General features: G+C 38.6%; 28 protein-coding genes. 17 read left to right on the forward strand and 11 right to left on the reverse strand.

Translation table 11 applies throughout. The features are described from left to right. Nucleotides 1-65 precede the first annotated feature (65 nt). Complete coding sequence (locus HWV58_RS19340) at nt 66-269, reverse strand: hypothetical protein (protein WP_175635670.1); 204 nt, start codon at nt 267-269, stop codon at nt 66-68. After that, nucleotides 266-1,672, reverse strand: coding sequence for a S8 family peptidase (locus HWV58_RS19345; protein ID WP_175635671.1), 1,407 nt, complete (start codon nt 1,670-1,672; stop codon nt 266-268). Before HWV58_RS19345 ends, HWV58_RS19340 begins: the two co-directional genes overlap by 4 nt. Before the next feature lie 264 nt (nt 1,673-1,936). Here HWV58_RS19345 and HWV58_RS19350 point away from each other — a divergent pair, with 264 nt between their 5' ends. The 16 genes from HWV58_RS19350 (at nt 1,937) to HWV58_RS19425 (ending at nt 15,509) form a co-directional block, all read left to right on the forward strand. Next, complete coding sequence (locus tag HWV58_RS19350) at nt 1,937-2,578, forward strand: hypothetical protein (RefSeq protein WP_175635672.1); 642 nt, start codon at nt 1,937-1,939, stop codon at nt 2,576-2,578. 12 nt (nt 2,579-2,590) lie between these two features. Beyond that, entirely contained in the window at nt 2,591-3,238 is a 648-nt protein-coding gene (locus HWV58_RS19355; protein ID WP_175635673.1) for a hypothetical protein, read from the forward strand. Continuing rightward, entirely contained in the window at nt 3,217-4,002 is a 786-nt protein-coding gene (locus HWV58_RS19360) for a sensor histidine kinase (protein ID WP_175635674.1), read from the forward strand. Before HWV58_RS19355 ends, HWV58_RS19360 begins: the two co-directional genes overlap by 22 nt. After that, nucleotides 3,999-4,631: a response regulator transcription factor gene (locus tag HWV58_RS19365; RefSeq protein ID WP_175635675.1), complete on the forward strand. Its 633-nt coding sequence runs from the start codon at nt 3,999-4,001 to the stop codon at nt 4,629-4,631. The genes HWV58_RS19360 and HWV58_RS19365 overlap by 4 nt, the downstream gene beginning before the upstream one ends. A gap of 261 nt (nt 4,632-4,892) precedes the next feature. Then, complete coding sequence (locus HWV58_RS19370; RefSeq protein WP_175635676.1) at nt 4,893-5,813, forward strand: glycerophosphodiester phosphodiesterase family protein; 921 nt, start codon at nt 4,893-4,895, stop codon at nt 5,811-5,813. Between the two features lie 95 nt (nt 5,814-5,908). Further along, complete coding sequence (locus HWV58_RS19375) at nt 5,909-6,616, forward strand: ATP-binding cassette domain-containing protein (RefSeq protein ID WP_175635677.1); 708 nt, start codon at nt 5,909-5,911, stop codon at nt 6,614-6,616. A gap of 4 nt (nt 6,617-6,620) precedes the next feature. Further along, on the forward strand, nt 6,621-7,169 hold the full coding sequence (locus tag HWV58_RS19380) for a hypothetical protein (protein ID WP_175635678.1): 549 nt from the start codon (nt 6,621-6,623) through the stop codon (nt 7,167-7,169). A gap of 219 nt (nt 7,170-7,388) precedes the next feature. Then, the gene (locus HWV58_RS19385; protein ID WP_175635679.1) at nt 7,389-7,928 is read left to right on the forward strand and encodes a hypothetical protein; all 540 of its coding nucleotides are present in this window, start codon (nt 7,389-7,391) and stop codon (nt 7,926-7,928) included. 182 nt (nt 7,929-8,110) lie between these two features. After that, on the forward strand, nt 8,111-8,764 hold the full coding sequence (locus HWV58_RS19390) for a porin family protein (protein ID WP_175635680.1): 654 nt from the start codon (nt 8,111-8,113) through the stop codon (nt 8,762-8,764). A gap of 73 nt (nt 8,765-8,837) precedes the next feature. Further along, on the forward strand, nt 8,838-9,506 hold the full coding sequence (locus HWV58_RS19395) for an outer membrane beta-barrel protein (protein WP_175635681.1): 669 nt from the start codon (nt 8,838-8,840) through the stop codon (nt 9,504-9,506). 167 nt (nt 9,507-9,673) lie between these two features. Further along, complete coding sequence (gldF, locus tag HWV58_RS19400; protein WP_175635682.1) at nt 9,674-10,399, forward strand: gliding motility-associated ABC transporter permease subunit GldF; 726 nt, start codon at nt 9,674-9,676, stop codon at nt 10,397-10,399. Then, nucleotides 10,399-12,084 carry a gliding motility-associated ABC transporter substrate-binding protein GldG gene (gene gldG / locus HWV58_RS19405; RefSeq protein WP_175635683.1) on the forward strand — a complete coding sequence of 562 codons (1,686 nt, stop codon included), beginning with the start codon at nt 10,399-10,401 and terminating at the stop codon, nt 12,082-12,084. Before gldF ends, gldG begins: the two co-directional genes overlap by 1 nt. Nucleotides 12,085-12,117: 33 nt before the next feature. After that, nucleotides 12,118-13,242, forward strand: coding sequence for a DNA polymerase III subunit beta (gene dnaN, locus HWV58_RS19410; protein WP_039476649.1), 1,125 nt, complete (start codon nt 12,118-12,120; stop codon nt 13,240-13,242). An 84-nt stretch (nt 13,243-13,326) separates the two neighbouring features. Next, nucleotides 13,327-14,004, forward strand: a complete 678-nt coding sequence (locus HWV58_RS19415) for a DUF4397 domain-containing protein (RefSeq protein WP_175635684.1) — start codon at nt 13,327-13,329, stop codon at nt 14,002-14,004. A 60-nt stretch (nt 14,005-14,064) separates the two neighbouring features. Next, complete coding sequence (locus HWV58_RS19420) at nt 14,065-14,778, forward strand: DUF4397 domain-containing protein (RefSeq protein WP_175635685.1); 714 nt, start codon at nt 14,065-14,067, stop codon at nt 14,776-14,778. 65 nt (nt 14,779-14,843) lie between these two features. Continuing rightward, nucleotides 14,844-15,509: a DedA family protein gene (locus HWV58_RS19425; RefSeq protein ID WP_175635686.1), complete on the forward strand. Its 666-nt coding sequence runs from the start codon at nt 14,844-14,846 to the stop codon at nt 15,507-15,509. A 127-nt stretch (nt 15,510-15,636) separates the two neighbouring features. On the opposite strand, the gene HWV58_RS19430 is transcribed toward HWV58_RS19425, so the two are convergent. The 8 genes from HWV58_RS19430 to HWV58_RS19465 form a co-directional block, all read right to left on the reverse strand. Next, complete coding sequence (locus tag HWV58_RS19430; protein WP_175635687.1) at nt 15,637-16,593, reverse strand: zinc dependent phospholipase C family protein; 957 nt, start codon at nt 16,591-16,593, stop codon at nt 15,637-15,639. An 87-nt stretch (nt 16,594-16,680) separates the two neighbouring features. Beyond that, nucleotides 16,681-17,106, reverse strand: a complete 426-nt coding sequence (locus HWV58_RS19435) for a VOC family protein (RefSeq protein ID WP_175635688.1) — start codon at nt 17,104-17,106, stop codon at nt 16,681-16,683. Between the two features lie 151 nt (nt 17,107-17,257). After that, nucleotides 17,258-17,710, reverse strand: a complete 453-nt coding sequence (locus HWV58_RS19440; protein WP_175635689.1) for a DUF1569 domain-containing protein — start codon at nt 17,708-17,710, stop codon at nt 17,258-17,260. Between the two features lie 115 nt (nt 17,711-17,825). Next, nucleotides 17,826-19,058, reverse strand: coding sequence for a DUF3999 family protein (locus tag HWV58_RS19445; RefSeq protein WP_175635690.1), 1,233 nt, complete (start codon nt 19,056-19,058; stop codon nt 17,826-17,828). Next, a complete protein-coding gene (locus HWV58_RS19450) occupies nt 19,036-21,405 on the reverse strand; it encodes a DUF2339 domain-containing protein (RefSeq protein WP_175635691.1) in 2,370 nt (789 codons plus the stop codon). Before HWV58_RS19450 ends, HWV58_RS19445 begins: the two co-directional genes overlap by 23 nt. 73 nt (nt 21,406-21,478) lie before the next feature. Continuing rightward, nucleotides 21,479-22,087 carry a YdcF family protein gene (locus HWV58_RS19455; protein WP_175635692.1) on the reverse strand — a complete coding sequence of 203 codons (609 nt, stop codon included), beginning with the start codon at nt 22,085-22,087 and terminating at the stop codon, nt 21,479-21,481. Then, nucleotides 22,045-23,025, reverse strand: coding sequence for an alpha/beta hydrolase (locus HWV58_RS19460; protein ID WP_175635693.1), 981 nt, complete (start codon nt 23,023-23,025; stop codon nt 22,045-22,047). The genes HWV58_RS19455 and HWV58_RS19460 overlap by 43 nt, the downstream gene beginning before the upstream one ends. Nucleotides 23,026-23,034: 9 nt before the next feature. Continuing rightward, nucleotides 23,035-23,955 (reverse strand): M28 family peptidase, encoded by a 921-nt coding sequence (locus HWV58_RS19465; protein WP_175635694.1) that lies wholly within the window; start codon nt 23,953-23,955, stop codon nt 23,035-23,037. Nucleotides 23,956-24,095: 140 nt separating this feature from the next. On the opposite strand from HWV58_RS19465, the gene HWV58_RS19470 reads away from it, so the two are divergent. Further along, entirely contained in the window at nt 24,096-24,536 is a 441-nt protein-coding gene (locus HWV58_RS19470; protein WP_175635695.1) for a DUF4395 domain-containing protein, read from the forward strand. Nucleotide 24,537: 1 nt separating this feature from the next. Here HWV58_RS19470 and HWV58_RS19475 read toward each other — a convergent pair whose 3' ends face one another. Continuing rightward, a complete protein-coding gene (locus HWV58_RS19475) occupies nt 24,538-25,569 on the reverse strand; it encodes an LLM class flavin-dependent oxidoreductase (RefSeq protein ID WP_175635696.1) in 1,032 nt (343 codons plus the stop codon). Nucleotides 25,570-25,652: the final 83 nt, after the last annotated feature.

Below are 25,652 nucleotides of genomic sequence, written 5' to 3' on the forward strand. Positions count from 1 at the left end.
TAAAAAACCGGTGCCGCTAAATAATTTTAACGGTACCGGTCTAATTGAGAGACTATATATTTTGCTTAAATGCTGATATCCCTTTCCTCCTCAACACCAAGCACGCCATCAATTTTCTTAATATCTGCAATTTTATGCTTATCCGGAACAATAAGGACTACACCAATTGAATTTAGGATTTCTACCTCTTGTATGCCTGTTTTCTTCAATGCGCTAACAACAGCATCCATGGCACCATCCTGTACAGATATTAACCATTTTGTTTTCATCGTATTATTTTTTCTATTGGGCCAATTGGATCGATAGGGAATTTTGGGTTAACCAAAATCGGAAGCTTATCAATCGGGAATTTAATTAATCGGGTTTTGGTTGGCGCCTGTACTAATCCGGCACCTACATCCCTGCCTGGTAAAGGTAATGCTTTCGCAGTTGATGTTAATTTTCGCCATAAATTAATTCCCCGAAGGCCCGATGCCTGTGCCCATAACGCAGCAATACCTGCAACGTGTGGGGTAGCCATACTGGTACCGTTCCAACTTGCATATTTGGTAGGTAATTTGGTTGATGAATATACATTAACCCCTGGAGCAGCAATATCTACCGCGCCGTAAGTTGGGTAAAGGCCGCCGTTAGAGAAAGCTGCCACGTTCATGTTTACATCTACCGCGCCTACAGCCATAATTGAAGGGCAGTTTGCAGGGTGCATTACTTGTCTTACAAGACCTGGTCTGGCCGAATCATTTCCTGCTGCGGCAATAATTAAAGTGCCTTGTGCCAGTGCACGGGCAGCGGCAGTTTCGAACACGGCAGAATAACCTGCACCGGTTACAAAACCCCTTAACGACATGCTTACCACATCGCAACGGTTTGCAATAGCCCAGTTTATACCGGCAAGAATGGCCCCGTCGCCACCAGAACCGCCATTGCTTAACACTTTTCCAATATAAATACTGGCTGCATAAGCAATACCATATCTTTCAGATGCTGCAGGAGAACTTAGCGGACCACAGGCTGTACCAGTACAGTGGGTACCATGGCCATGACCATCCTGGGTGCTTTCTCCACTGATAAAGCTTTGGTGAACGATGGGACGGCCAGCAAAATCAGGGTGGGTAAAATCGAAACCAGTATCTAATATGGCCACTTTAATGCCAGCGCCATTGTAAGGATTGTAGCGTAAAAAGCTGGTAGGCACAACATTGGTTGCTTTTAAGCCCCAGGTAGCACCAACCGATTCAACTTCAGCTTGTTGTTCCTGGTACTGGTAATCTTCGGTTTCGGCTCCAACCAGTACATTGGTTAATTGGTTTACAGCATCTCTATAGCCTTCTACGTAATTTTGAGTGCTTTCTTCCAGCATACCGATGGCATAAACAACTCTTTCTTTTTCAACGATCATTTCGTTGTCGCCGAAACTGCTGATAGAATTTTCTGCTTTTGGTTTTTCGTTTACAATAGCAATGCCGAGCTTATCTAAAACAATACCGTCTGTTTTAGCCAGATCTTTATCTGTAAAAAACTCGTTTTCAAACTCTAATGAGCTTTTTAAATTCAGACCACTGATACTGTTGATCTGGTTAATCGAATCTGAAGTGTTCGATCCTTCTGGTAGCAGTACAAGGTATCTTCCGGTGTACTCTACTTTTTCTTCTTTTTTCAAGGTTTTTGACATGGTTTAAGGTTTTTAAATTTTGCCTACTCTGTTCAGGATTTTCGGCTTTTTCCTGTTTGTGTTTTTTGGTGTGAAACACTAAGCCAAAGTTGGAACAGTTGCGCTAGAAAAACCTTAGCTAAACCACTATAAATCAATAGTGAAAGCAACAAAATAAAACGCCGTAAAAACAACGGGAAAATATGGGGAAAACCCCATCTACTTTAAGCGAAAGTTTTATCACATTTGGGAATAAAGCTTAACTTTAATTAAAACTTAAAAATTATGGAAATGCAACATTTACCTATCTATGCTGTAGTGTTTTTATGTGGGGCGCTGGCATACTATCTTTTACAAAAGTTAATTGATCTCTTAAACCGAGGTGAAGGGCGGGTAAAGCCCAATACCATGGATCCGGCAATTATCCAGCAAATGGTAGATAATTACCGGAATAACCACCTCGAAGCCATTAACAGGATAATGGAAATAAAAGATGCCCATTCTGTTTCATTTGGTTTAAAAACCTTAAAGAAATTTATCGGCGATATTGAATTTTACGCCAAAAAAGTAGATCCACGCATTGCAGATGGCGCGCTGGGCATCCGTTTTTATTATGCTGCCTATCCAAAAGCGAACGAGTGGGGTGGTTTTGAAAATGAAAAGGAAATTGGAAAAGATTATGCCCAAAGGCATACCCTGATTATGATCCCCACGTTAAAAAAGAAAGCCAGCAATGGTGCTTATCTCGATTATGATTTTAATCCTTTAGACAGAAGTACTTTCCCAATTAAAGAGCGGAGTAAAGAGCAGCCCGTTACTTTAATGGCCATGAGTTCTGATAGCAGTGATGGTCAATCGCGCGAAGTAATGGCCCAAAATCATGGTCAAACCATACCTCCGGCTGACTCAGCTATAGAAAGCTACTAATTTATTAGTAACATGAGCCGCGAACAGCAATTTTTGAGCGACAGTTTCCTTTGGGTAGAAGGAGGGGCTGCATTGATTGCGTTATATTATTTTAAACGCTTGAAGGGGCAGTATTGGCGGTACTTTATCTATTACCTGCTCCTTATTTTTACCTGCGAAATTATTGGTAAATGGGGAGGTGAGTTGATTAGTTTTTCAAAAACAAAGTATTACAATTACATCGTTATTCCCTTTCAGTTCATTTTCTTTTACTGGCTCTATACAGTAAAATCGTTCAAGAATAAAAGGTTATTCTGGGTAATTACCTTATTGTATGTGCTGTCGTTTATTCTTAGCCGGCTATTTTTTAAGGAAAGTAAAGTCTATTTTTCTTTCAATTATACATTAGGCTGCTTGTTGCTTATGTTTCTGGTTATTAAAGAGTATTATAACCAGGTTAACTCTTTAGACATTCTCAATTTTCAGGCAAACAGGATGTTTTATATCAACCTGGGGGTTACTTTGTTTTATATTGGCACATTACCCTTTTTTACTTTTTATTCGTTATTGAGGGCTTATATCCAGATTTGGGATATTTACTTCGATTATTTCCTGATTTCGGGCATTGTAATGTATATCTTATTCTCAATTTCATTTATATGGGGAAAACAGAGCTCTTAATAACGATTATCCTTTTTAACCTGTTTTTTGTACTGTTTGTAGTTGCCATCATGGTTTACATCAAAAAATACAAAGAGCGGAAGAGAGAATATTTGAATGAAATAAAAATTGCCAACGAAATACACCAGAAAGAGCTTTTAAGTACACAGTTAGAAATACAACAGGCCACCATGCAGCAGATTGGTCGCGAGCTGCACGATAACATCGGACAAAAATTAACCCTGGTAAGCCTTTATACCCAGCAGCTTGTGCACGAAAATAAAGTGCCGCAAGCCAGTAACCGGATAGAGCAGATTTATCAGATTATCAACTCATCGCTGCAAGATTTAAGAAGTTTATCGAAAAATCTAACTAATGATAACATAAGTGAAAATGAAATTGTAACTTTAATACAGGAAGAAGTAGACCATATAAACGCTTTAAAAAAATGTAAGGTATCTTTTGAACATGATTTTGAGCATATCGATCTGGAGTTTGTGAAAAAGAACGTATTGTTAAGGATAACGCAAGAGTTTCTTCAAAACAGCTTAAAACATGCACAATGCAATAATATTAGCATTCAGTTAAAATCAGCTGCAGACGTTTTTTTAACGCTAAAAATACAGGATGACGGAATGGGGTTCGATTTTGACAACCTTACTTCTGACGGTATTGGATTAAAAAACATGAAAAAAAGAGCCGAAATTATCGGTGGAGAATTCAATTTAACAAGTAAACCAAACTCAGGCACGGAACTTACTATTATTTTAAATGGCCCGGTATGAAAAAGACAATCGTTATTGTTGATGATCATATCCTGATTGCCAAGGCACTTCAGGGCATTATAGATAATTTCAAAGATTTTGAGGTTATTTATGTTTGTGAAAATGGAATGGAGCTGATTAAAAACTTCGAAAATAGCAACAAAATCCCCGATATTTTACTGCTGGATATCAGCATGCCTGTTATGGATGGCTTTGAAACCGTAACCTGGGTAACGGCAAACCATCCTGAAGTAAAAGTAATGGCCCTGAGCATGCAGGGAGAAGAAAAAAGTGTAATAAAAATGGTAAGCAATGGTGCAAAAGGCTATCTGCTCAAAAATGCGCACCCGGTTGAACTTGAAAATGCGTTGACCAAATTAAATATCAATGGATTTTTTTATCCGGATTGGGCATCAAAAATTATCTTCTCCAGTCTCAATAAAACGAATGAGGTGGAAATCAAAATTTCAGACCGCGAAAAAGAATTTTTAAAATACACGGTTACTGAGCTTAATTACAAAGAAATAGCCGATAAAATGTTTTGTAGTCCGCGTACTGTTGAAAGCTATCGCGATCAGCTATGTGAAAAACTGGAACTCAAAACCCGCGTTGGCCTGGCCGTTTTTGCCATTAAGAATGGATTTGCTTAAGAAGATGGTTAACTGTATGAACTGTAGAATTGGTTAATTGTATGAACTGGTTAACTGTTTAATTGTAATTGATCAATAGGTAAACCTACAGTTAACCGATTTAAACAGTTAACCAATTAACCTTAAAAATTCGACAATAAGTAAACCTGCAGTTAACTGATTTAAACAATTAACCGATTAACCATAAAATTAACCAGCTAAGCACCTAACAACAATTCCATTTTACCTCTTCCATCTTCCATTTTTTCCTACTTTTGAACCATGAAATTTCATTATTTGCTATTTGTGGTTATTGTTGCGCTTTTTGCTTCATGCAAACCTGAAGAAAAAAAGCATCAGTACATTAAGTTTAATACAACAAACGATTTATATCAATTTTTAAACTGGTCGCCCGAACGCCGTTTTCCGTTAATTAGCGCCCATCGTGGTGGTCCAATGCCAGGCTTCCCTGAAAATTGCATCGAAACTTTTGCCAATGCCACTACCTATAACCCCATGGTTATTGAATTTGATATTGCTTACAGTAAAGATTCGGTGATGGTAATTATGCACGATGATAACCTCGACAGAACTTCTACAGGCAAGGGGCCGATTGGCAATTACACTTACGAAGAACTGAAGGCATTTAACCTAAAAGATGATGCCGGGCAAGAAACAAAATTTAAGATCCCAACATTAGATAGTGTGTTAAGCTGGAGCAAGGGAAAAGTATTGTTAACAATCGATTTAAAGAAAGGAGTATCTTACGCCAAAGTAATTGAAAAGGTAAGGCAGTATAAAGTAGAAAGCAATTCGATTATCATTACCTATACCGCTAATCAGGCTCAGGAAGTACATCGTTTGGCTCCCGAATTAATGATTTCGGCTTCGGTACAAAAGAAAGCAGAATTGAAGCGGTTAAATAACATGGGCATTCCAAATAACCGGATTGTAGCTTTTATTGGGGTTACAGCGCCCGATAAAGCCTTGTACCAATACCTGCACAGTAAAGGTATTACAACGATTTTAGGCACTATGGGTAATATCGATAAAAGTTCGCTCGCAAACCCGGCTAAAATGGTTTATTATCACCTCAGTAACAATGGTGCCGATATTTTATCGTCAGATAATATTGCACAAGCTGCTGAGCAATTGGATAAATTAAGGTACAATAAAAAGTTAAGTTCTGCTTTCATCTTTTAACTCCAAAATTTAGCTTTCAGCTTCGGTTTATTAGCTTTCAGCTTTATTCTTTGAGCTTAATCTCCAGTTCATTACCTTTACCGATAACATAAATAATGAGTATTTCAGTTAAAAACCTTTCCAGGCATTACGATAAACAAAAAGCAGTCGATTCGATTAGTTTTGAGGCCAGGCCGGGCCGTATTCTGGGATTTCTGGGACCAAATGGTGCGGGTAAATCTACTACCATGCGCATGCTTACAGGTTACCTGGAGCCAACTTCCGGAACAGCAGAAATATCGGGCAAGAACATTTTGACAGAAGCAATTTCCGCAAAAAAACACATAGGCTATCTTCCTGAAAATACACCACTTTATAGCGATATGTATGTAAAAGAATTTTTAAGCTTTGTAGGCGAAACCTATGGCTTAACTAATTTGGCTGCAAGGGTAGATGAGGTGATTAAAATGGTGGGGCTAACACCCGAACAGCATAAAAAAATCGGGATGCTATCAAAAGGGTATCGCCAACGCGTGGGACTGGCGCAGGCCATTATCCACAATCCTGAAGTTTTAATCCTCGATGAACCTACTTCAGGCTTAGATCCAAACCAGCTGGTCGATATCAGACTGCTCATTAAATCGCTTGGGGCTGCTAAAACCGTGGTTATTTCTACACACATTATGCAGGAGGTAGAAGCCATTTGCGATGATATCATCATTATCAATAAAGGTAAAATTGTTGCCAACGATTCGCTTGAAGGGATAAAGAAAACATACGGAGGCCTTTCGTTAGAAGAAATTTTTAGAAAACTTACTGCTTAATTTCATGCTTGTAACCAAAATCAAACTCACTTTAATTATCGCTCTGGGCTTAATCCCTGCATTATTGAAAGCCCAAAATGTCGCTAACATTGGCATTGGTGGAGAAATCGGATTACCTTCCGGCAACTTCGCAGGTGTATCAGCGGTTGGGCTGGGGGCATCTGTAAAGGCTGATTTGCCTGTTGCAAATAATTTAGCCCTGAGTTTAAATGCAGGCTATATCAATTTTTTCGGTCGTCGAAACCAGGTTCTCCAGGTTCAGGATTTAAGCTACGCACCTGCAAAAGCAGGGTTAAAATACTGGTTAAGCGAAGGCTTTTATGCCGAAGGCCAACTGGGTGTTGCTTTACCGCTAAGCAGCGGACTAAAAACATTGTTTGCATGGTCGCCAGGTATAGGAACCCAGTTTAGGCTTTCAGGAGAAAATAAACTCGATTTGGGCATAAGGTACGAGGGGTGGACAGGTAAGCGCGATAGCAATCTGATTGCCGCAAATACCATCAACACCAAAGGATTTGCAGGGCTAAGATTTGCTTATGTTTTTGGTCTTTAAGCGGTGTATCCAGGCTCATTTTCCCTAAAAATATACAGTGCTTTTTAATCTTCTAACCTAATTACAACTTTTTAGAATAAAAATAGTATTGTGCTAATTAATTGTAGGTCAATTGTTTGTGTTTTGTTTTTCGCTTTTTAGAAATTGTTTGTAACGTTTTTGGCGTAATTATTGTCTATAAATGCAAAATAATTAACGAACAAATAATCTAAAAAACACATGAAAAAGTTATTACTTTCTTTAGTAATGGTTGCAGGCTTAGGCTTCGCAGCTTCAGCTCAAACAGAAGGAGCAGTAAACAAAATTAGCGTAGGACCAGATTTCGCTTTGCCAATTGGAGATTTCGGAGATGTCTACAATTTAGGCTTTGGCGGTTCAGTTCAAGGTGAGTTAAATGTTGCTAAATCTTTAAATTTAACTGGATCGGCAGGATATTTATCTTTCTCTTACAAAAAAGAATACAAGGACGCTTTTAAAGCGCTAGGTGCAGACCTTAAGAATGAAGGTGCTATTCCGGTAAAAGTTGGTGCTAAATATTATTTTGGTGGAAATTTTTACGGTGCTGGTGAATTAGGTGCTGCTTTTGGTACTGGAGAGGGATCGAGTACAGCTTTTGCATATTCTCCAACTTTAGGTGCATCTTTTTCTGTAGCTGATAAATCAAGTATTGATTTAGGCATACGTTATGAAGGTTGGGCAAGAAATGGTTCTACCTCATCATTTATTGGCATCCGTGCTGCTTTTGCATTCGGTTTATAGTAAAAACCTATAACACATTTAAAAGCCTCCAAGCAATTGGGGGCTTTTTCGTTTACAGGAATTTATTTTTTTAAATATTTTAACTATCAAATTAGTTTATTTATCATTGTGGCGTTTTATTTGTCAATCAGGCAAGTACACGGAAAATAAAAACAACTCTAACAAACTTTCTCAAAAAACAGATGAAAAAATTAGTATTATCTTTATTAACAGTTGTAGGTTTAAGTACTGCAGCTTTAGCTCAAAGTACACCGGTTAAATTTGGTTTAAAAGCAGGCGTTGCTTTTCCCAATATGACTTTCTCATCAGGTAGTGCATCATTTAGTTATGATACCAAAACCTCTTATTACGTAGGTGGAACAGTAGAATTCCAATTATCGGATTTGGTTTCTATTCAACCTGGATTAACTTTTACCGATAAGGGAACAAGAATTAACAGCAGTAGTTTTGGTTTTGATAACGATGACTTTTTTAGTGATATTGATGCCACATTAAACTTCAAATATCTTGAAGTGCCTGTTAATGCCCTTGTAAATTTCAAAGTGGCCAATTCGGGTAAATTATTTGTTGGCGCAGGCCCTTATTTTGCTTATGCTTTAAGTGCTAACGCTAAAATGGGATCGGAAAAAGAGAAAATCGAATTTGAAGATTCGGGCTTTAAACGTACCGATTTCGGATTAAATTTCCTTGCCGGTTTTCAGTTAAATAACGGTTTAAATGTTCATGCCGGTTATGGTTTGGGTTTAAGCAATATGGCTGACGACCAAGAAGCTCAAGATTTTAATGCTTCAATCAAGCATAAATTATTTACAGTTGGATTGGGTTTTTCTTTTTAAACTTACAATATTAAAAAGCCTCCTAATTTTGGAGGCTTTTTGCATATTAATAGCTTTCATCAATCTATACCTCATGAAAAAAATAGCTTTATTCTTATTTGCATTAACATTTGGCTTAGCGGTATATGCACAGCAGAAACCTGTGCCGATTTCGGTAAAAGCTGGTATCACATTCCCGAAAATTAAAACACTTCCAGATGCTGATGCGTTGAAAGGTCCTGCCATTGATGAAAGTAATATCAATACATCTTTCTATTTAGGTGCTACGGTAGACATAGCTCTGGGCAAAAATATTGTATTCCAACCAGGTTTTTCTGTTACAGGTAAAGGTACCAAAGCAACATACGTTAACTTTAAGGGAAATAGTAACTCATCTGGTAAAATCAGCCTACTGTATTTTGAGATACCAGCCAACGCAGTTAAATATATTCCAGTCGGAAAAAATAAAATATTTTTTGGTTTAGGTCCGTATTTAGGTGTCGCGTTATCCGGAACAGCCAGGTATACATTGATAAATAATGATGTTATAAAGGCCGATAAAGAAAATATCAGGTTCGGTTCTGACAAAGACTTTAAACGCCTTGATTTTGGTGGAAATGCCCTGGCAGGATTTCAATTAAGTAATGGATTAAATATACAAGCTGGTATTAGTGCCAGTGCAGTTAAAATTTCCAATTCGAAAGATGTTTATTTGAATGCTAAAAATCTGGTATATACAGTCGGATTGGGTTTTTCTTTCTAAACTGTTTAAAAAATAATGATAAGCCTCTTGATGAAAATCGGAGGCTTTTTTTGTATAATGTTATGGGTGATCAAGCTATTTACATCATCTATAAGCCATCAACTATAAACCAATAACCAGGCTAAGCCAACGAAAAAAATCCTTAACTTCGGCATTTAAATTTAACTATGTACGCAGTTTTTAAACGCGAGTTATTCAGTTTCCTCAGTTCGATGGTGGCTTACATTACCATTGGTGTTTTTTTGTTGGTTTCGGGACTTTTACTATGGGTATTTCCCGATACATCAGTTCTGGAGTACGGCTATGCCGAACTCAACGGCTTTTTTAGCCTCGTTCCTTATTTGTTCATGTTCCTGATCCCGGCCATCACTATGCGCGCCTTTGCCGAAGAAAGGAGGGAAGGTACCTACGAGCTTTTGGTTACGCGTCCCATTCAACTCTGGCATATTATCGCTGCAAAATACCTTGCTAGTTTGGTACTGGTTCTGTTTGCATTAATCCCAACAATAATTTATTACTACAGCGTTGCAAAACTGGGTTTCCCCGAAGGTAATATCGATTCCGGTTCGGTAATTGGATCGTACATTGGCCTGTTTTTACTTGGAGCGGCATTTACAGCCATCGGCATTTTTTCATCGTCACTTACTAAAAACCAGGTTATTGCTTTTGTAATTTGTGCCGCTTTGTGTGCATTTGCCTTCCTCGGCTTCGATTATACCAGTCAGGTTAGCGTATTTAAAGCTATCGAAAGCCCGATTACTAACTTAGGCATCAACCAGCATTATACCGCCATTAGCCGTGGTGTTTTAGATACAAGAGATTTGATTTACTTCATCACCTTCTCCGCTTTGTTTTTATTTTTTACCAGGTTAATGATGGGAGGGAAGCGATAATGAATCTGAAAAATAAATGGATCACCGGCATTTTGTTCATCACAGCACTGGTTGTTTTAAATATAATTGGTCAGTATGCTTTTAAGCGTTTTGACTTTACCGCAGATAAAAGGTTTACGCTAAGCGAGAAAACAAAATCGTTGCTGGCCAAAAATGATAAACCTGTTATTATCACTGTTTTTTTAAATGGCGAACTGCCGCCCGCATTTAAGCGTTTGCAAGGAGCTGTAAGTGATATTTTGTCTGATTACCAGGCTTACTCGAAAGCGGATGTAAAGGTAGTTTTTGTCGATCCTCTTGCTGGATTAAGTCAGGCAGATCAGGATACAGTGGTGAACAATTTGTACGAAAGCGGGATTGAAGCCACCAATTTAAGTGTGAAAACCGAAGCCGGATTAACGCAAAAGCTGGTATTTCCGATGGCGATGATTGAAAGTGACGGGAAACAGTTTCCGGTAAAGCTTTTTCAAAATCTTGATACCCGCGGGAGCTACGAGGATAACATTAACCGGGCGGTCGAAAACCTTGAGTATATTTTTACTTCGAGTTTAAAAAAGGTGGTTACAGGTAATAATCCCCGAATTGGTTTCTCCGAATCGAATGGCGAATTATCCGATCAGCAGCTCAATGATGCCATGCATAGCTTATCGAACAGCTATCTGGTTGGTCGAGTAGATTTAAATACGATTGATAAGGCCGGACTTGATAAATTGAAAATGCTGGTGATTGCCAAACCAACCAAGCCTTTTACCGAGACCGAAAAATACAAGATCAATTATTTTGTAATGAATGGCGGGAGGGTGCTATGGAGCATTGATCAGGTACGTGCAGAATTGGATAGTTTAAGGGGACAAAGTGGGCAAATGGCTACGAACAGTAACCTGAACCTGGATGATATGCTCTTTATGTATGGTGCCCGGATTAATTACAACATCATTGCTGATCCGGCAAACAGTGCCGAAATTCCGGTTTCCACAGGTGTAGTTGGCGGCCAGAACCAGATGCAATTGGTGCCCTGGATTTATTACCCCATTTTACTGCCCGATACCACTGAAAGTGTGGTGAAGAAACTGGATGGCGTAAGATCTGAATTTCCAAGTACTGTAGATACAATTGGTGCCAAAAACATCAAAAAATCATATATTTTAACTACTTCCGCTTTCAATAAAGTTTTTGAGGCACCAAAACTGTTTAGCCTGCAAATGGTTGGCGAACAGTTAGATCCGAGGGCTTTTCAAAGTCGCCCGCAACATGTGGGATTAATGTTGGAAGGAAATTTTCCTTCGGTTTTTGCAGGCCGGCCCTTGCCAGCAGGCATTACACAACCTTACAGCTTAGAAAATGTTGGCAAGCCGGCCAAAATGATTGTAATCGGCGACGGGGATATTTTTAAAAACCAGGTTTCGGCACAGAATGGTACTCCATTCCCCCTGGGTTATGATCGTTACTCGCAGCGCACTTTTGGAAATAAAGCTTTATTGCTAAATATTGTTGATTATTTTACTGATGATGACAACTTAATTGCCCTGCGTAGTAAAGAAGTAAAGATCAGATTGCTCGATAAAGGCAAAATTAAACTCGAAAAAACGAAATGGCAGCTCATTAATGTTGCGGCACCTTTACTATTGTTAATATTCTTTGCAATTTTTCAACATTATTACCGCAAATACAAGTACGCTAAATAATTTTTATATTTTTGAAGAAGACTAAAAGATATCATGAGATTTATTGTATCCACATCAACGCTGTTAAAACACTTACAAACTGTAAATGGTGCTTCAAGCAGCAGTACAGTTTTACCCATATTAGAAAATTTCCTTTTCGAGATTAAAGATGGAAACTTAACTATCTCTGCTACCGATTTACAAACGAGCATGACAACTGCCTTGGCTGTAGAATCAAAAGAAGAAGGTAAAGTAGCCGTTCCATCTAAAATTTTATTAGATACTCTTAAAACTTTACCAGATCAGCCAATTGCATTTAATATCGACGACAGTACTTTTGCGATCGAAATTAGCGCCGGTGATGGTAAATATAAATTGAGTGGTGAAAATGGCGACGATTTCCCGAAGATTCCGGTTGTAGAAAACGCTTCTTCTGTTAATTTACCTGCATCGGTTTTAACCGAAGCCATTACTAAAACCATTTTTGCAGTAAGTAATGATGAGTTACGTCCGGCAATGACGGGTGTATTTTGCCAGTTATCGCCACAGCACATTACTTTTGTAGCTACCGATGCACACAAGCTGGTACGTTACCGCCGTATGGATAGCAAGGCCGATAAAGCAACTTCATTTATCTTACCTAAAAAAGCTTTAACACTTTTAAAAGGTGCTTTGCCTTCTAACGATATCAATGTATCGGTAGATTATAATGCAACCAGTGCTTTTTTCAAGTTCGAAAATATCAATTTAGTGTGTCGTTTAATAGACGAACGCTATCCAGATTACGAAGCAGTAATCCCGACAAATAATCCAAATAAATTAATTATCGACAGGGTTCTGTTTTTAAATACACTTCGTAGGGTTGTAATTTTCGCCAATAAAACCACCCACCAGGTAAGGTTAAAAATTAGCGGTAGCGAGCTGAATATTTCATCAGAAGATTTAGATTTTGCCAACGAAGCACACGAGCGTTTAAGCTGTCAGTATGATGGTGAAGACCTTGAAATTGGCTTTAATGCCCGTTTCTTAATTGAAATGCTAAGTAATTTAAGCGGCGATGAAGTTACGCTGGAGCTATCTACGCCGAACAGGGCAGGGCTTTTAATTCCGCAAACCAACGATGAAAATGAAGATGTTTTAATGCTGGTTATGCCGGTTATGCTAAATAATAGTTATTAGTCTACTAATTTTTTAGTTTTTATACAAAGAATGGCTTGGTTTTTGACCGAGCCATTTTTGTTTTCAACCAAATAACAACTAACCATGAAAATCTATACCAATCTCTCAAAGGTAATTCTCCTACTTTTTACTGTTCCGATACTGGCTTTATCGGCCTGCAAAAAAAATGACCCCGATGTGGTGGTTAAAGGCGAAGCCAAAATTAAAGTGGTGAATGCCTCGTTAACAGAAATCCATCAGGAAGTTTATTTAGATGATGCTAAACTTACTGCTGCAGCCTTAGCTTTTGGCGAAACCAGCGAATACGTTAAAATACCTTCGGGCAACCGCAGTGTTGCTTATATGGGCCTGGATAATGCCAATACCAATGCTTCTTTTAATTTTACACCTTCTATAACCTATACCACTTTTTTGGTTAGTAATAAGAATGGAACGCGCGAAATTGTAAGTTATGAAGATAACCTGAGCAATGCGGAAATGGATAAAGCTAAGGTAAAGCTGATTAACCTGAGTCCGAATTTTGCTACAGGTATAAATGTGAGTGTACAGGCGGGTTTGCAATTTGTTAATGGTTTGGCTTTTAAAGAGGCTTCGAATTACTTTACGCTTGATGCCGGCTTGAATTTAAGATATTCTGTTGTGGGTTCGGGCAATATTAAAACGATTGATAATTCGAATTTTGTGGGCGGCAAAATATATACGATTTGGTTTAGCGGCACAACTGCCGCAACTTTAGAGGCGCATATCATCACCGATAATTAATTTCGGTAAATTCATAAGCTTTCTGTTATCTTTACGTTTTATTAGCGTCAGCAATTTGATATGAAAAACAGCCCTTTTATATATTTTAAAATCCTTTTCTTGTTTGCACCTGTATTGATGTTTTTTTCGTGTATTAAGAACGATAATTTCATTAAAGGAGATGCCAAGATCAGGTATTTTCATTCGGCGGTAACAGATACTATTCAAAATTTTTATTTACGGGGTATTCAGTCTGGAGCTTCTACAGCTTATGGTTCAAACAGTAATTATATTGTTGTTGCTGGCGATTCAAGTTATACCATTACCTCCAGAAATATAAACACCGCCGCCGATGTTGCGAGTACAACTAATAAATTTGATATCGGCGCCAATTATTCAATCTTTTATACCCGAAAAACGCCTACCACTCCACCAGTGTTAACGGTTTTTCAGGACGACGTGAAGCAAAATTTAGATTCTGTAAAGCTGACATTCATAAACCTTGGGTATACTTTAAACTCTAATGTTATTGTGAAAGATGATGGAGGGGCTTTTCCTCAGTTTACGATGAAATATGGCGATAGGTTGAGTCATACAATTAAATTAACTAAAGCCACAAGAATTTCATTCGCATTGGAAGCACCCATCGCAACCCAACCAGATGTAAATGCCTTAGATTCACTTCCAACTACTACATCCAAATCAATCGCAATTGCAAAAGGATTGGTTTACACAGTTTTACTGGATGGAACTAAAAAGAATGAACTCCAAATGCGTCTGGTTTCTACCAACTAATTATTATTGCATTTCACTAGCATTTATTCCCTCCGATATTCATACTTTTGCCCAAAATTAGATAAATGGAATTACTACAGCAGCTTATAGACTTTATCCTCCACATTGATGTCCATTTAGCCGAAATTGTTAATGAATACCGTACCTGGACTTACCTTATTTTATTCCTGATCATTTTCGCTGAAACCGGTTTTGTGGTAACACCGTTTCTTCCGGGCGATTCGTTGCTTTTTGCAATGGGTGCTTTAATTGCCGGCGAGCACGAAACAGGTTTAAATATCTGGGTGATGATGATTATTTTAATCGCTGCGGCCATACTAGGTAATACCGTTAACTATAAACTTGGAAGTGTTTTGGGTGCAGGGGTTTTTAAAGAAAAGAACAAAATCTTAAAACTCAAATACTACCATCAATCGCACGAATTTTTTGAAAAACATGGTGGTAAAGCCATTATGCTGAGCAGGTTTTTACCTATTTTCAGAACTATCGCTCCTTTTGTTGCTGGTATTGCCAAAATGCCTTTCGGCAGGTTTACATATTACAATATTATTGGCGGTATTACCTGGATTTTTGCCTTGTTAATTGGCGGGTATTTACTGGGACAGATTCCGGTAATCAAAAACAACTTTGAACTGGTGATTATCTTTATTGCCGTTGTAACCTTTGTTCCTGCTATATGGGCTGCAATTAGAAGCCGTTTACAATCAAAAAAAACTGAAGAAGTTGTTTAGAATTTTTTCAAAATAAGAGATAAGAGAAAAGAGGCTTTAGCAATAAAGCCTCTTTTTTGTTTGTAACTGTTTTAACGTAAATAAATAAATGGTTCAAATCAATTACCGTTAAGGTATAGCAGGTTCCTTAAATCTCTCTGCCAAGTGGTATGCCCTTCTCAAATTTTCGATCTATATCAGTTTCGGCTTTCTTTTCATCCGGAGTTGGTTCTAGCTTAATCAGGTTTTTAAGTACGGGTTGTCCGGCATCAACCCATGCTGAGTACCAGAAAGAGCCAATTTCAAGTATGGCACTGCGCATTTGCTTTTCTACCATATTATTCATCCTGTCGTGATAGCTTTTGGCATATTCTATCGAATACTGTTTTAAAATTGTATTATTCCTTTCCGAAAAACTATATTTCTTATCAGATGGGAAAGATGCATTTAAAGTAGCCTCAAAGGTTAAAACAGTATCTACCAGACTATGTGTATGTTTTACTATGCTCCATGCGGCTTTTAGTGGATTTTCGATATAAGCGGCCTTTCCCACCACAAAGTTATACCGGGTAGAAAAAAGCTCGGGGAGAGGGCTTTCCCAGAAGGCATGAATACCTACCTGATTGGTTAACTGCCCATTGTGGTTGGCTGTGGTATGCAGTGGAACGTGCGCATCGCCAATGTAGTGGCCCAAATCGGCTGAGTATTTTAAGATCTTAACCGAATCACGCGTTTTAAAAGCTTTAACTAAGCTATAGTAGGTTCGCTGAATTTGCCAGGGTAAGATTCCGCTGGCGTTCAATTGCTTTTGACCGTATTTCGCAAGTGCATCGTTCCACTTCTCCGGAATGCTGTCAATAATTTTTTCATAGTTTTCGACATCCAGGTAATGCCTTGGTGCTTCTAAGGTATCGGCATACCTTCGCTTATCAGGATCTACAGCATGCTCGGTAATGTACTTTACATGCTTTTTGTAAAACCCAATCATATCAGCGGGCAGTGTAAAAACAGCAAGATTGTTGATTCTTTGATGTGCAAAGAAACCCCAGGAGGTGCAAAGAATAGGAGGGATGATTAACGCAATTAAAATCGTTAATCTTTTCATTGATGTGAATTTTTCAGGTTAAGAACTATCATGGTTGTTCAGCTTAGCTGCCAACCACGATAGCTTTTTAATCAATTTATGAAAAATTTAAGCATTTTCCATTTTTTCCTTATCTAATTTTTTCATCTGCATCACTACAGCCATTACCCTTTGGGCTCTTTCGGGGTCGGCCATTAACTCGCCAATGTTGGATGGAATAATTTGCCATGAAAGGCCAAATTTATCTTTTAACCAGCCGCACATGCTTTCCTGCCCACCATCTTTAGTTAGGGTATCCCAGTAGTAATCTATTTCTTCCTGGCTATCGCAATTTACCATAAACGAAACCGCTTCGTCAAACTTAAATTGCGGTCCGCCGTTTAGTCCCATAAATTTACTTCCGTTAATTTCGAAAGTAACTACCATAGGGGTAACCTGGGTAATTTTCGAATCTTTAAAAACAGTACAATAATAGTTTGCTGCTGCTTCGGCCTGTCCGTCAAACCAAAGGCATGTTACAAGTCCTTTTGTCATTTTGTTTTGTTGTTGGATTTTTGTTAGTACAAGTTAAGCAAGATCTGAACAGCAGATGGGGCGTAAAAGAGACTTTTTAAGGGGGCGATAAGACCATATAGAGCTCAAAGATTAAAGCTCGGAGACTAAAGCTTAAAGCATACTTAATAAATTAAGCACCGAATTGCGAAAGATGGTGGTCTAAATGTTTATAAAACATGTTGTTCCATTCGGTTTTGTTAAGTACGCCGAAAGAGTGCGATTCTTTTCCTTCGAAATGGTTTTCTCCCAATTGCTGTGTTTTCTGCAGGTAGGCTATAAGGCGCGCTTTCTCCTTTTCAAAATTTCTTTCGTCTTTAATAATGAACTGAGGTCCGGTTGGATTATTTTTCGAATAAGGCTTTTCGCTTACCACTTTGTTTTTAGCCAGGGTTTTTAAAAGGAATTTCACGAACCTGCCAGGTTTAGGATGGATATTATCGTAAACCAATTCGTAGGTTACATTGCAATGCGCCAGCATTTGTACTACGTTCATTTTGCCCCAAAGTTGTGGGGTAGTTGGCGTAAGCTTGTTTATTCTTTCAATAATTTCGCTAGTTACTGCGGGTTGGAAAATGTTCTTCATGTCTATTTATGTTAATTGTATTATGTATACGCTAATTATGAAATGCTTGTTAAAGTTATATTAAAGCACTTGCATTACGATTCCCAATCAAGTTGGGAGTGACGGTCCTCTAAATCTAATTCCTTAACATTTTAAATGAAAACCAGCCCAGTAAGCCAATAATCAAGGCCATTAAAACCCAAAGCCAGGCTTTGTTTTCAAATAAAGGTTTAGCTGTTTTAACCGAGTAGGCCGGGTTTAGCTGTTCTTCGCCAATGCTTAGTGAATTTAGGTTTGCAGGTATTTTATTTTCAAATTTGTCGATCTCGTAACTAGGGGCTATCGCTTTGTTGTTACCATAATACAAAGCGTAAGGCAGTTTTGGGTCATCAAAACGGGCAACCAATTCATAAATACTGCCTTTTAAAGCTAAAGCACTTAAACGTAATGGCTTATTATCATTGTTTTGGATGGTAATCTTCAGTTTTGAAGTTAGGGTATTCGGAAAGCTAAATGCAGTTTTTTCGATAGAGCTAATGGTACCGGTGTAAAGCTCCATGTAATTGTACTGCATGCCTTTATCGGTTTTAAAACTATCGGTAGCGTATTCAATTTTGAACGAGCGGTAAAAATCAAAATCGCTCTGTGCATTTAAACTCAATTGCGATACCGGTACAGGATTGGTTAAATGGATATCGATAATAGTTTCCTTGTGCACTGCATCGTTTTTGATATTGTACGATTGATATTTAATATCCTGGAATACACCTTTTATGGTATCTGTTTTTAGCATTTTTGTGGCTAAAAGCTCTGGTTGGGTACTGTTTTTTACCGCGAGCCGAAAATAGGCGTATTTCGCATCCGGGAAATTTATCCTGGTAAAATGATAGTGGGTAAACTGGTTTTTGATCGACAAAATCCGGTAATCTTTTACAATGGCAAACCAGTTTTGATTATCGTTACTGCCTTCGAGCGTAACTTTCCAGTCGAAATTTTCCTGCTTGAAGTCGAGATTTATCTGGTTAATTACGCCACTTGCCGAAGGCTGAAAAGTATAATAATAAGTGTTGTTTGCTGAACTTTGGTTCAGCTGTTTAAAAACGATTTCCTGTGTATTAATCCGATTATCGCGTTGTTTTAACAGATAAGGGACCTCAACGGTATCTTTCCCCTTAATGCCAAAAATGCGCAGATCTTCAAAACCCGGCTTTAGCTTTTGGTATATGGGGTTGGGCAGTATGATACTGTGCCAGATAGTTTGTACACCTGTAATTTCCCTTTTTAACGGGTAGGGTGCAGTTTGGGCATTTGCAGCTATTGTGCAGGGTAAAAGCCAAAAAAGCAGCTTAGTTTTTAGTCTCCACATCATCTATAATTAAATGTTTGTACTTGTTGTAAAGGAAAGAAATGATCAGCAGTAATACCCCCAGCGATACGAAAACAATGGTTTTTGAAATGGTACTGAGGTAGGCAATGTCGTAAACAAAAAGCTTGATCAGCGTAATACCAAACAGAACCATTGCCCCAATACGCAGGTGTTTTTTGTTTTTGGCTAAACCAATACCTATCAAAAATAGAGAATACGAACCCCAAAGGATGCTTAAACCTAATTTATAGTTACCATCTAAACCTGCCAATGCTAAAATGTTAATCAATTCGCTGCTTACTACCCATAAAATTGAAATGTAAAGCAGGTAATCGAAGGCAGTTTTGAAGCTACTTTTAAACAGACCAGAATTGATTAACCTGTAGAAGATCACAATTAACAAAGCAAAGAAAGCGATAGCAACATAGCGGATGCCAATATTGAAGGCACCAATACTGAAATAGTTACTATCGGGGAATAAATATTCATCCCTTAGTCCGCTTAAATTGTAAAGGCCGTTGGTTAAAAATAAGGTAATAATCAGTAAGTTGATCACCAGGCAGGCAATTGCAAGCTCGCTGCTTTTTAGCTTTTTTAGATTAACATAAGACAAAGCAGCAGCAAAAAACAGGGTGTAGATATAAATCCAGGCTATTTTTAATTTTTCGTAGTTGTAATTGTAGGTATAGCTAACATAGTCTGCATTTGTTTTTGGGTGCGTGTTTATTTTAGAGATTTCGAAAAGGTTATTAAAATGTTTCGAAATCTCCAGTGAGAAAGTAATATACACTACAAACAATAATATTGAAGGAATGCTGTAACTCAATATCTGGCGCATCCAGATCCATTCGGCAGATTTCCCGGTTTCTTTTTTGCTGATGCTGAACATCCAGCTAAAACTGCCAATAAAAATAACTGCCGTTAAGAAACCCACATTAAATATCGGTTTAACGATCTGATAACTGCCATAGTAACTTGCATAAGTGGCCCAGTCTTCTAAAAGGCTTAAAAAGGCAAGAAAGATCAGCGGAAAAGAAAGCTTTTCGTAGATAGCAATTTGTTTAACCCTACCCAGATAAAAGAGTATGGCCGCCTCAACAGTCCAGAATATAGTTACCCAACCGCCATCTAACTGCACCGGAACAGCCATGGTAATAAAGGTAATAACCAAAGCCAGGATAAGATAAAACAGGTTTTTATCGGCCAGTTGTCTTTTGTAAATAATTAAGCTTACCACAAAATGAATTATCCCGTTGGCAAGGGTAAACAAGCCTAAAAATTCTGCACTATTTTTATTGTCGGCTATAATTAAATAACCCATGCCGTAAAAAATGAAGGCATTTAGGAGTATGATGACTACATCGCTTAGGCCGAATACTTCTCTCTTAATGACTTTATAAGCGAGGTTAGTGATGTAGAAAGTAATAAAGAATATCGATGCAAACAGCAGGGCAAGGCCAAAGTACTGGTTCTCAATATTTAAATCAAAGCGCCAGGCAGAAAAAATGAGCCAGCTTAATCCGAAAGAGACATAAAATAAAGGTTTCCAGTATTTTTTAAAGCTCAATACCAAAATACCGATATTGATAATTGCCATGTAGCTAAATAAAACCCCTACTTTGCCAGAGCCATCACTTAATAAGAACGGCACAGCATAGGCGCCTACCAGACCAATGTGGGCAATAACCTGTTTATTGTATTGAATTGCTGCAACTACAGTGAAGGAGGTGAAAATCACCATCAGGCCAAAGGCAAGTGCCTGCGGAATCAGTGCGTAAAAATCGTAAGCGGCATAGGTAATAAAATACATGATGGCAATGGCACCACTAACCAGCACTGCTGAAAAGTTTTCGTATTTGGCCTTTAATTTAATGGCAAAGCCCATTAAACCTGCCCCCATGGCATAGCCCAAAACAATACGGGTTAGGGGGCTAATCATATCGTGATCGATGGCGTATTTTGCGCCAATGGCTACACCGATGATTAAAATCAGGATACCTATTTTACTGATCAGATTCTCGCCAATGAACTTTTCGAAATCTGATTTAACTATATTTTCGCGCTTAAAGCGGTCGGCGAAATTAGGCTGTAACGGATTTTGAGGAGTAGGAAAAGGCGAAGGAACCGGCTGGGGAGTTGCTGCATGTGGTATTACCGGATTTGGTGGTGTATTTTTTGGAGGCGGTACAAAGGTAGGTTCAGCAGCTATAGGCGCACTTACTGATCCCGGTGATTGTAAAGCCCTAACTTCTTGTCTTAACGCCTGAATTTCAGCTTCGAAACTTTGTTGCCTCAACAATAAATTTTCGAGCTTAACTAAAAGCAGGTTTATTTTTTCCGAATTATCCATCCAATATCTGATTTGCGTAACTTATTTTATTAAATATAGGAAATGAATTTTTATAAGGTCAGGAAATTATTTCCTACGCCAGTAACAGCGCTGAATAAAAGGCTACAAATTCGCGAACCAGTGAATAACCATCGCGCCACTCTAAATATTCGGGACTGGCACCAAAAACCTTATCAAAACCATTTTTCCTGAAAAGCATTTTGGTGCGGGTAATGTGGTAATATTGCGAAACCACAATGATACTTTCAATATGGTAGTTGCTTTTTAGTTTTGCGGTGTTTTGTACTGTTTTTAAGGTGTTATCGCCCTGGTTGTCGGTAATAATGGCAGCAGCTGGAACACCCTTTCCGATCAGGAAATCACGCATTTTATCGCCTTCATTAAAACCTTCCTGGCCGTGCCCACCACTTACAAAAAGCATTTTTACCCGCCCGTTTTTATACAGGCTAAGCGCACGTTCCAGTCTTTTTTGCAACCTTTCTGATAAAGTGCCATCTTCATTTACTTTATTGCCTAACACCACACCTAAATCGGCATTTTGTGGGGTGTTGTTCATGCCATCGATAATGGTAACACTGATGTGGATGCCAAACCAAAGTAAGATGAGGATGATGAATGCTTTTGTAACTGGGCTGATTTTCAATTTACGGCCTTTAAAAACAGGCTGATGTCTTGTGTCCATTCGGTTTTATATTGGGTTAGGTAGTTGTCATGACCGGCTAGAGGATAGGTGCGTAGGGTTTTAATTCCTTTCAGGTTGTTGAAAATTTCGTTTATCTCATTGCGTGAAACCCGGGTATCTTTTTCTCCGTATAAGAGCAAAGTGGAACATTTTATACTTTTTGCATCATCAACAGGACGCAGTTTAAAACCATTAAAATGATGTTGAAAGCCTCCCCAAAACACCAGGATATTGGCGAGCGGGAAAGCCGGAATATGTAAAATTTTAAATCTGGCCTGGGTTGTTTTTAACAGACTGCTGTAAGGACATTCCATAATAATCGCAGCAGGATTGATTTTAAAATCGTTCAGTGCTTTCAAAGTAGCTACGGCCCCCATAGAAGTGCCAAACAAAATAATTTGCTTTTTTTCAGTTTGTTTAACGTATTGGTAAACGGTTTTAACTTCCTCTGCTTCGGCAAAACCAATGGTAGTTTCATTGCCTTCCGAACCACCCGAACCCATAAAATCGACCAGCATCGTATTATAGCCTAACTGGTAAAAAATGTTAGCCTTGTTTATCAACCCTGATTTTGACGCGCTGTAACCATGAAACATAATTACAGTACCCTTTGCCTCGGGGTGTTTAATAAACCAGCATTCTAATTTTTTATTGCTTTGTAGTTTAATAGTGGTATAGGGTAAATCTGGTTTCTTTTTATTCTCCGGACGGGGATTTGATACCCCGGTAAAAAGTGTCTTTATTTTTTCAGCTGGCGAGAGTTGCTCTGGCTTAGCGGTTTTGGCTACTTTTAGTGTGGTATAATGCGTGAGTTGGTAAGCCTGGTTATAGGCAATGATGTTTGCGAATACAAATAGGATTATCAGTACCCATAATAAGGTTTTAATTGTGCCCCGTAAAGATTTCTTTGGGATTCGGTTTTGTGATTTAACAGACATGTGGCAGCTTTAAATTTTAACCAGTGTTTTAAATACGCCGTCAATAACTTTGGCCATCCGGTTAATATCGAGTGTTTCCATGGTATCGGTAACCTTGTGATAGTTTTTATTCCGGTAAAAAGAAGTGTCGGTAATCATTAAGGCACTGTAGCCGAATTTCCAGTAATTTAAATGATCAGAAAAATCGATACCCGGCAAGGATGTTGGGCCGCTAAAGGTTTTAGTGAGGATGGTATTCGCTTTTTTAAAACCCGAAGTAAAGCTGTTGGCAAATTTGCCTGCACTAAACTTTTTAACCAGGGTAATGTAATCGCCCTTGTTGCCATAAAACCATGATAAAATGTCCAGTGGGTAAGACTGCGATTTCTTTTCTGTTTTAAAGTAGCCGATCATTTCTAATGAGAGCATACCATATACCTCAATTTTATTGCTTTTGAGCCATTTGGCGTGGATATAACTTCCCATATTTTCGGTCCGGAAATAGGGTGGCTCTTCTAAGGTATAGGCTACTAAATCTACCCTGTGGTTTAACTTCTGGCCTTTTAACATCCTGGCCAGTTCTAAAAGGCCTGTTACGCCGCTTGCATTATCATCTGCACCTTCTTGCTCGCCGCAACTATCGTAATGTGCACCTGCAATTATCCGTTTTTGGTTTTGTGTACCGAAAGAACAGATTACGTTTTTATAGATCTTTTGATCTACTGTATATTCCTGAATGAACACACTATCGGCATATTTCTTAAACACCGACCGGATGTAATCGGCTGTTTGGTTTAGCTGATCGATATTTTGATGACTGCGGTATTTTGACGTTTTGGTTAGGGCTTTTAAATGTGCTTTTATCACCACTGTATCGGGCAATGCAGCCGACCTACACCAAGTTGCTGATAGTAAGCATAAACTTAAAATTAAGATTTTTGAGCGCGTCATTAGTTGAGTTATGGAATACGAATATAACAAATTCGAAAATTACAAGCAGCCATAATAACTTGTTTTATGGAATGATAATGACTTTAGGGAAACCCGATCGATATAGATTTTTAATACATTTACAGCAAAATACAGTTACTATGGAATTATCCTGCCCAATATCGGCCGAAAGAATAAATGAAAATGTGGTGCGTATGATTGCCTTTATGGTAGCTATAGTGGCTACTGTTTGCTTAATTTTTGGCAATTATTGGGCAATAGTATTTTTGATTTTTGACTTTGCCAGCAGGGCCTTTACTTCGGGGAAATTCAGTGTGTTAAAATATGTGGCTGTAAGCATTAACCAAAAACTGGCACTGCCAAAGCAAATGAAAGATTTGGCCCCAAAGAAATTCGCCGCAACCTTAGGCTTTATATTTTGCCTGCTGATTACGGCGATATTCCTGTTTGATTTTCCAACTCTGGCAATGGTTTTTACAGCAGTAATGCTTGTTTTTGCGCTGCTTGAAAGCCTTTTTGCCATTTGTGTAGGCTGTTATGTATATAGTTTCCTGCAATTGTTAAAAGGAAACAAAGCTTAAATTAGGGGTGTAAAGCTTTTCTAACGGCCGGAGCAATTTTAGTCCCATAAATTTCTATCGATTTCATCATTGCGGCATGTGACGGTCCGCCAACATCCATGTGGGCCGAGAAACGGGTTAGCCCGAAAGTTTCTTCCATAGCCAGTATTTTATCTACCGATTGGTTTACATCGCCAATAATTAAAGCGCCGCTTTTGCTCATGCCGGCATCAAACTGGTTGCGCTGATAGGGTGCCCAGCCACGTGTACGACCGATTCTGTTCATCTGTGCCGAATAGAGCGGGTAATAGTAATCTGCTATTTCGCTGGTGTTTTCGCCAAATAGTGAGTGCATGTGTACGCCAACTTCGAATTTATTCATGTCGTGACCGTAAGCCTGGTAAACTTTTTTGTAATAATCGAACAAGGGCTTAAACTGTATTGGCTGACCACCAATAATGGCAAACATTACCGGTAAACCCAGTCTTCCGGCGCGTTCTACCGATTCGGGCGTGCCACCAACGGCCACCCAGATTTTTAAGCTATCGTTTACTGCACGTGGTAAAACTTCCTGATTATTTAATTCTGGCCTGAATTTACCTTTCCAGCTAATTTTAGGTGCTGCATTGATTTTTAACAGTAAATCCAGTTTTTCTTCGTAAAGCTCATCGTAATCTTGCAGGTTGTAGCCAAATAAAGGGAACGATTCGATGAAACTTCCGCGGCCAGCCATTAATTCGGCCCTGCCGTTCGAAATTAAATCGACTGTAGCAAAACTTTGGTACAGCTTTACCGGGTCTGACGAACTTAAAACTGAAACGGCGCTGCTTAACTTGATGTTTTTGGTTACGGTTGCTGCTGCCGCCAGGATAATTTCGGGGCTCGATACTGCATAATCCGGGCGGTGGTGCTCGCCAATGCCATAAAAATCCAAACCCACTTCATCCATGAGTTTAATTTCTGCTATAATTTCCTCAAGTCGTTGTTGTGCGGGTTGAATTTCTCCATTTGCATTGATTTGCAAATCGCCAAACATCCCAATACCTAATTCCATACGTTAAAATATTTTTAACAAAGGTAATGGCTTTGTGTTTGCGGGATTTTGATCTATGGTAAGAAATGGTTAACTCTTTAAAT

Origin of the sequence: Pedobacter ghigonis (assembly GCF_903166585.1) — a bacterium.
Taxonomy (GTDB): domain Bacteria; phylum Bacteroidota; class Bacteroidia; order Sphingobacteriales; family Sphingobacteriaceae; genus Pedobacter; species Pedobacter ghigonis.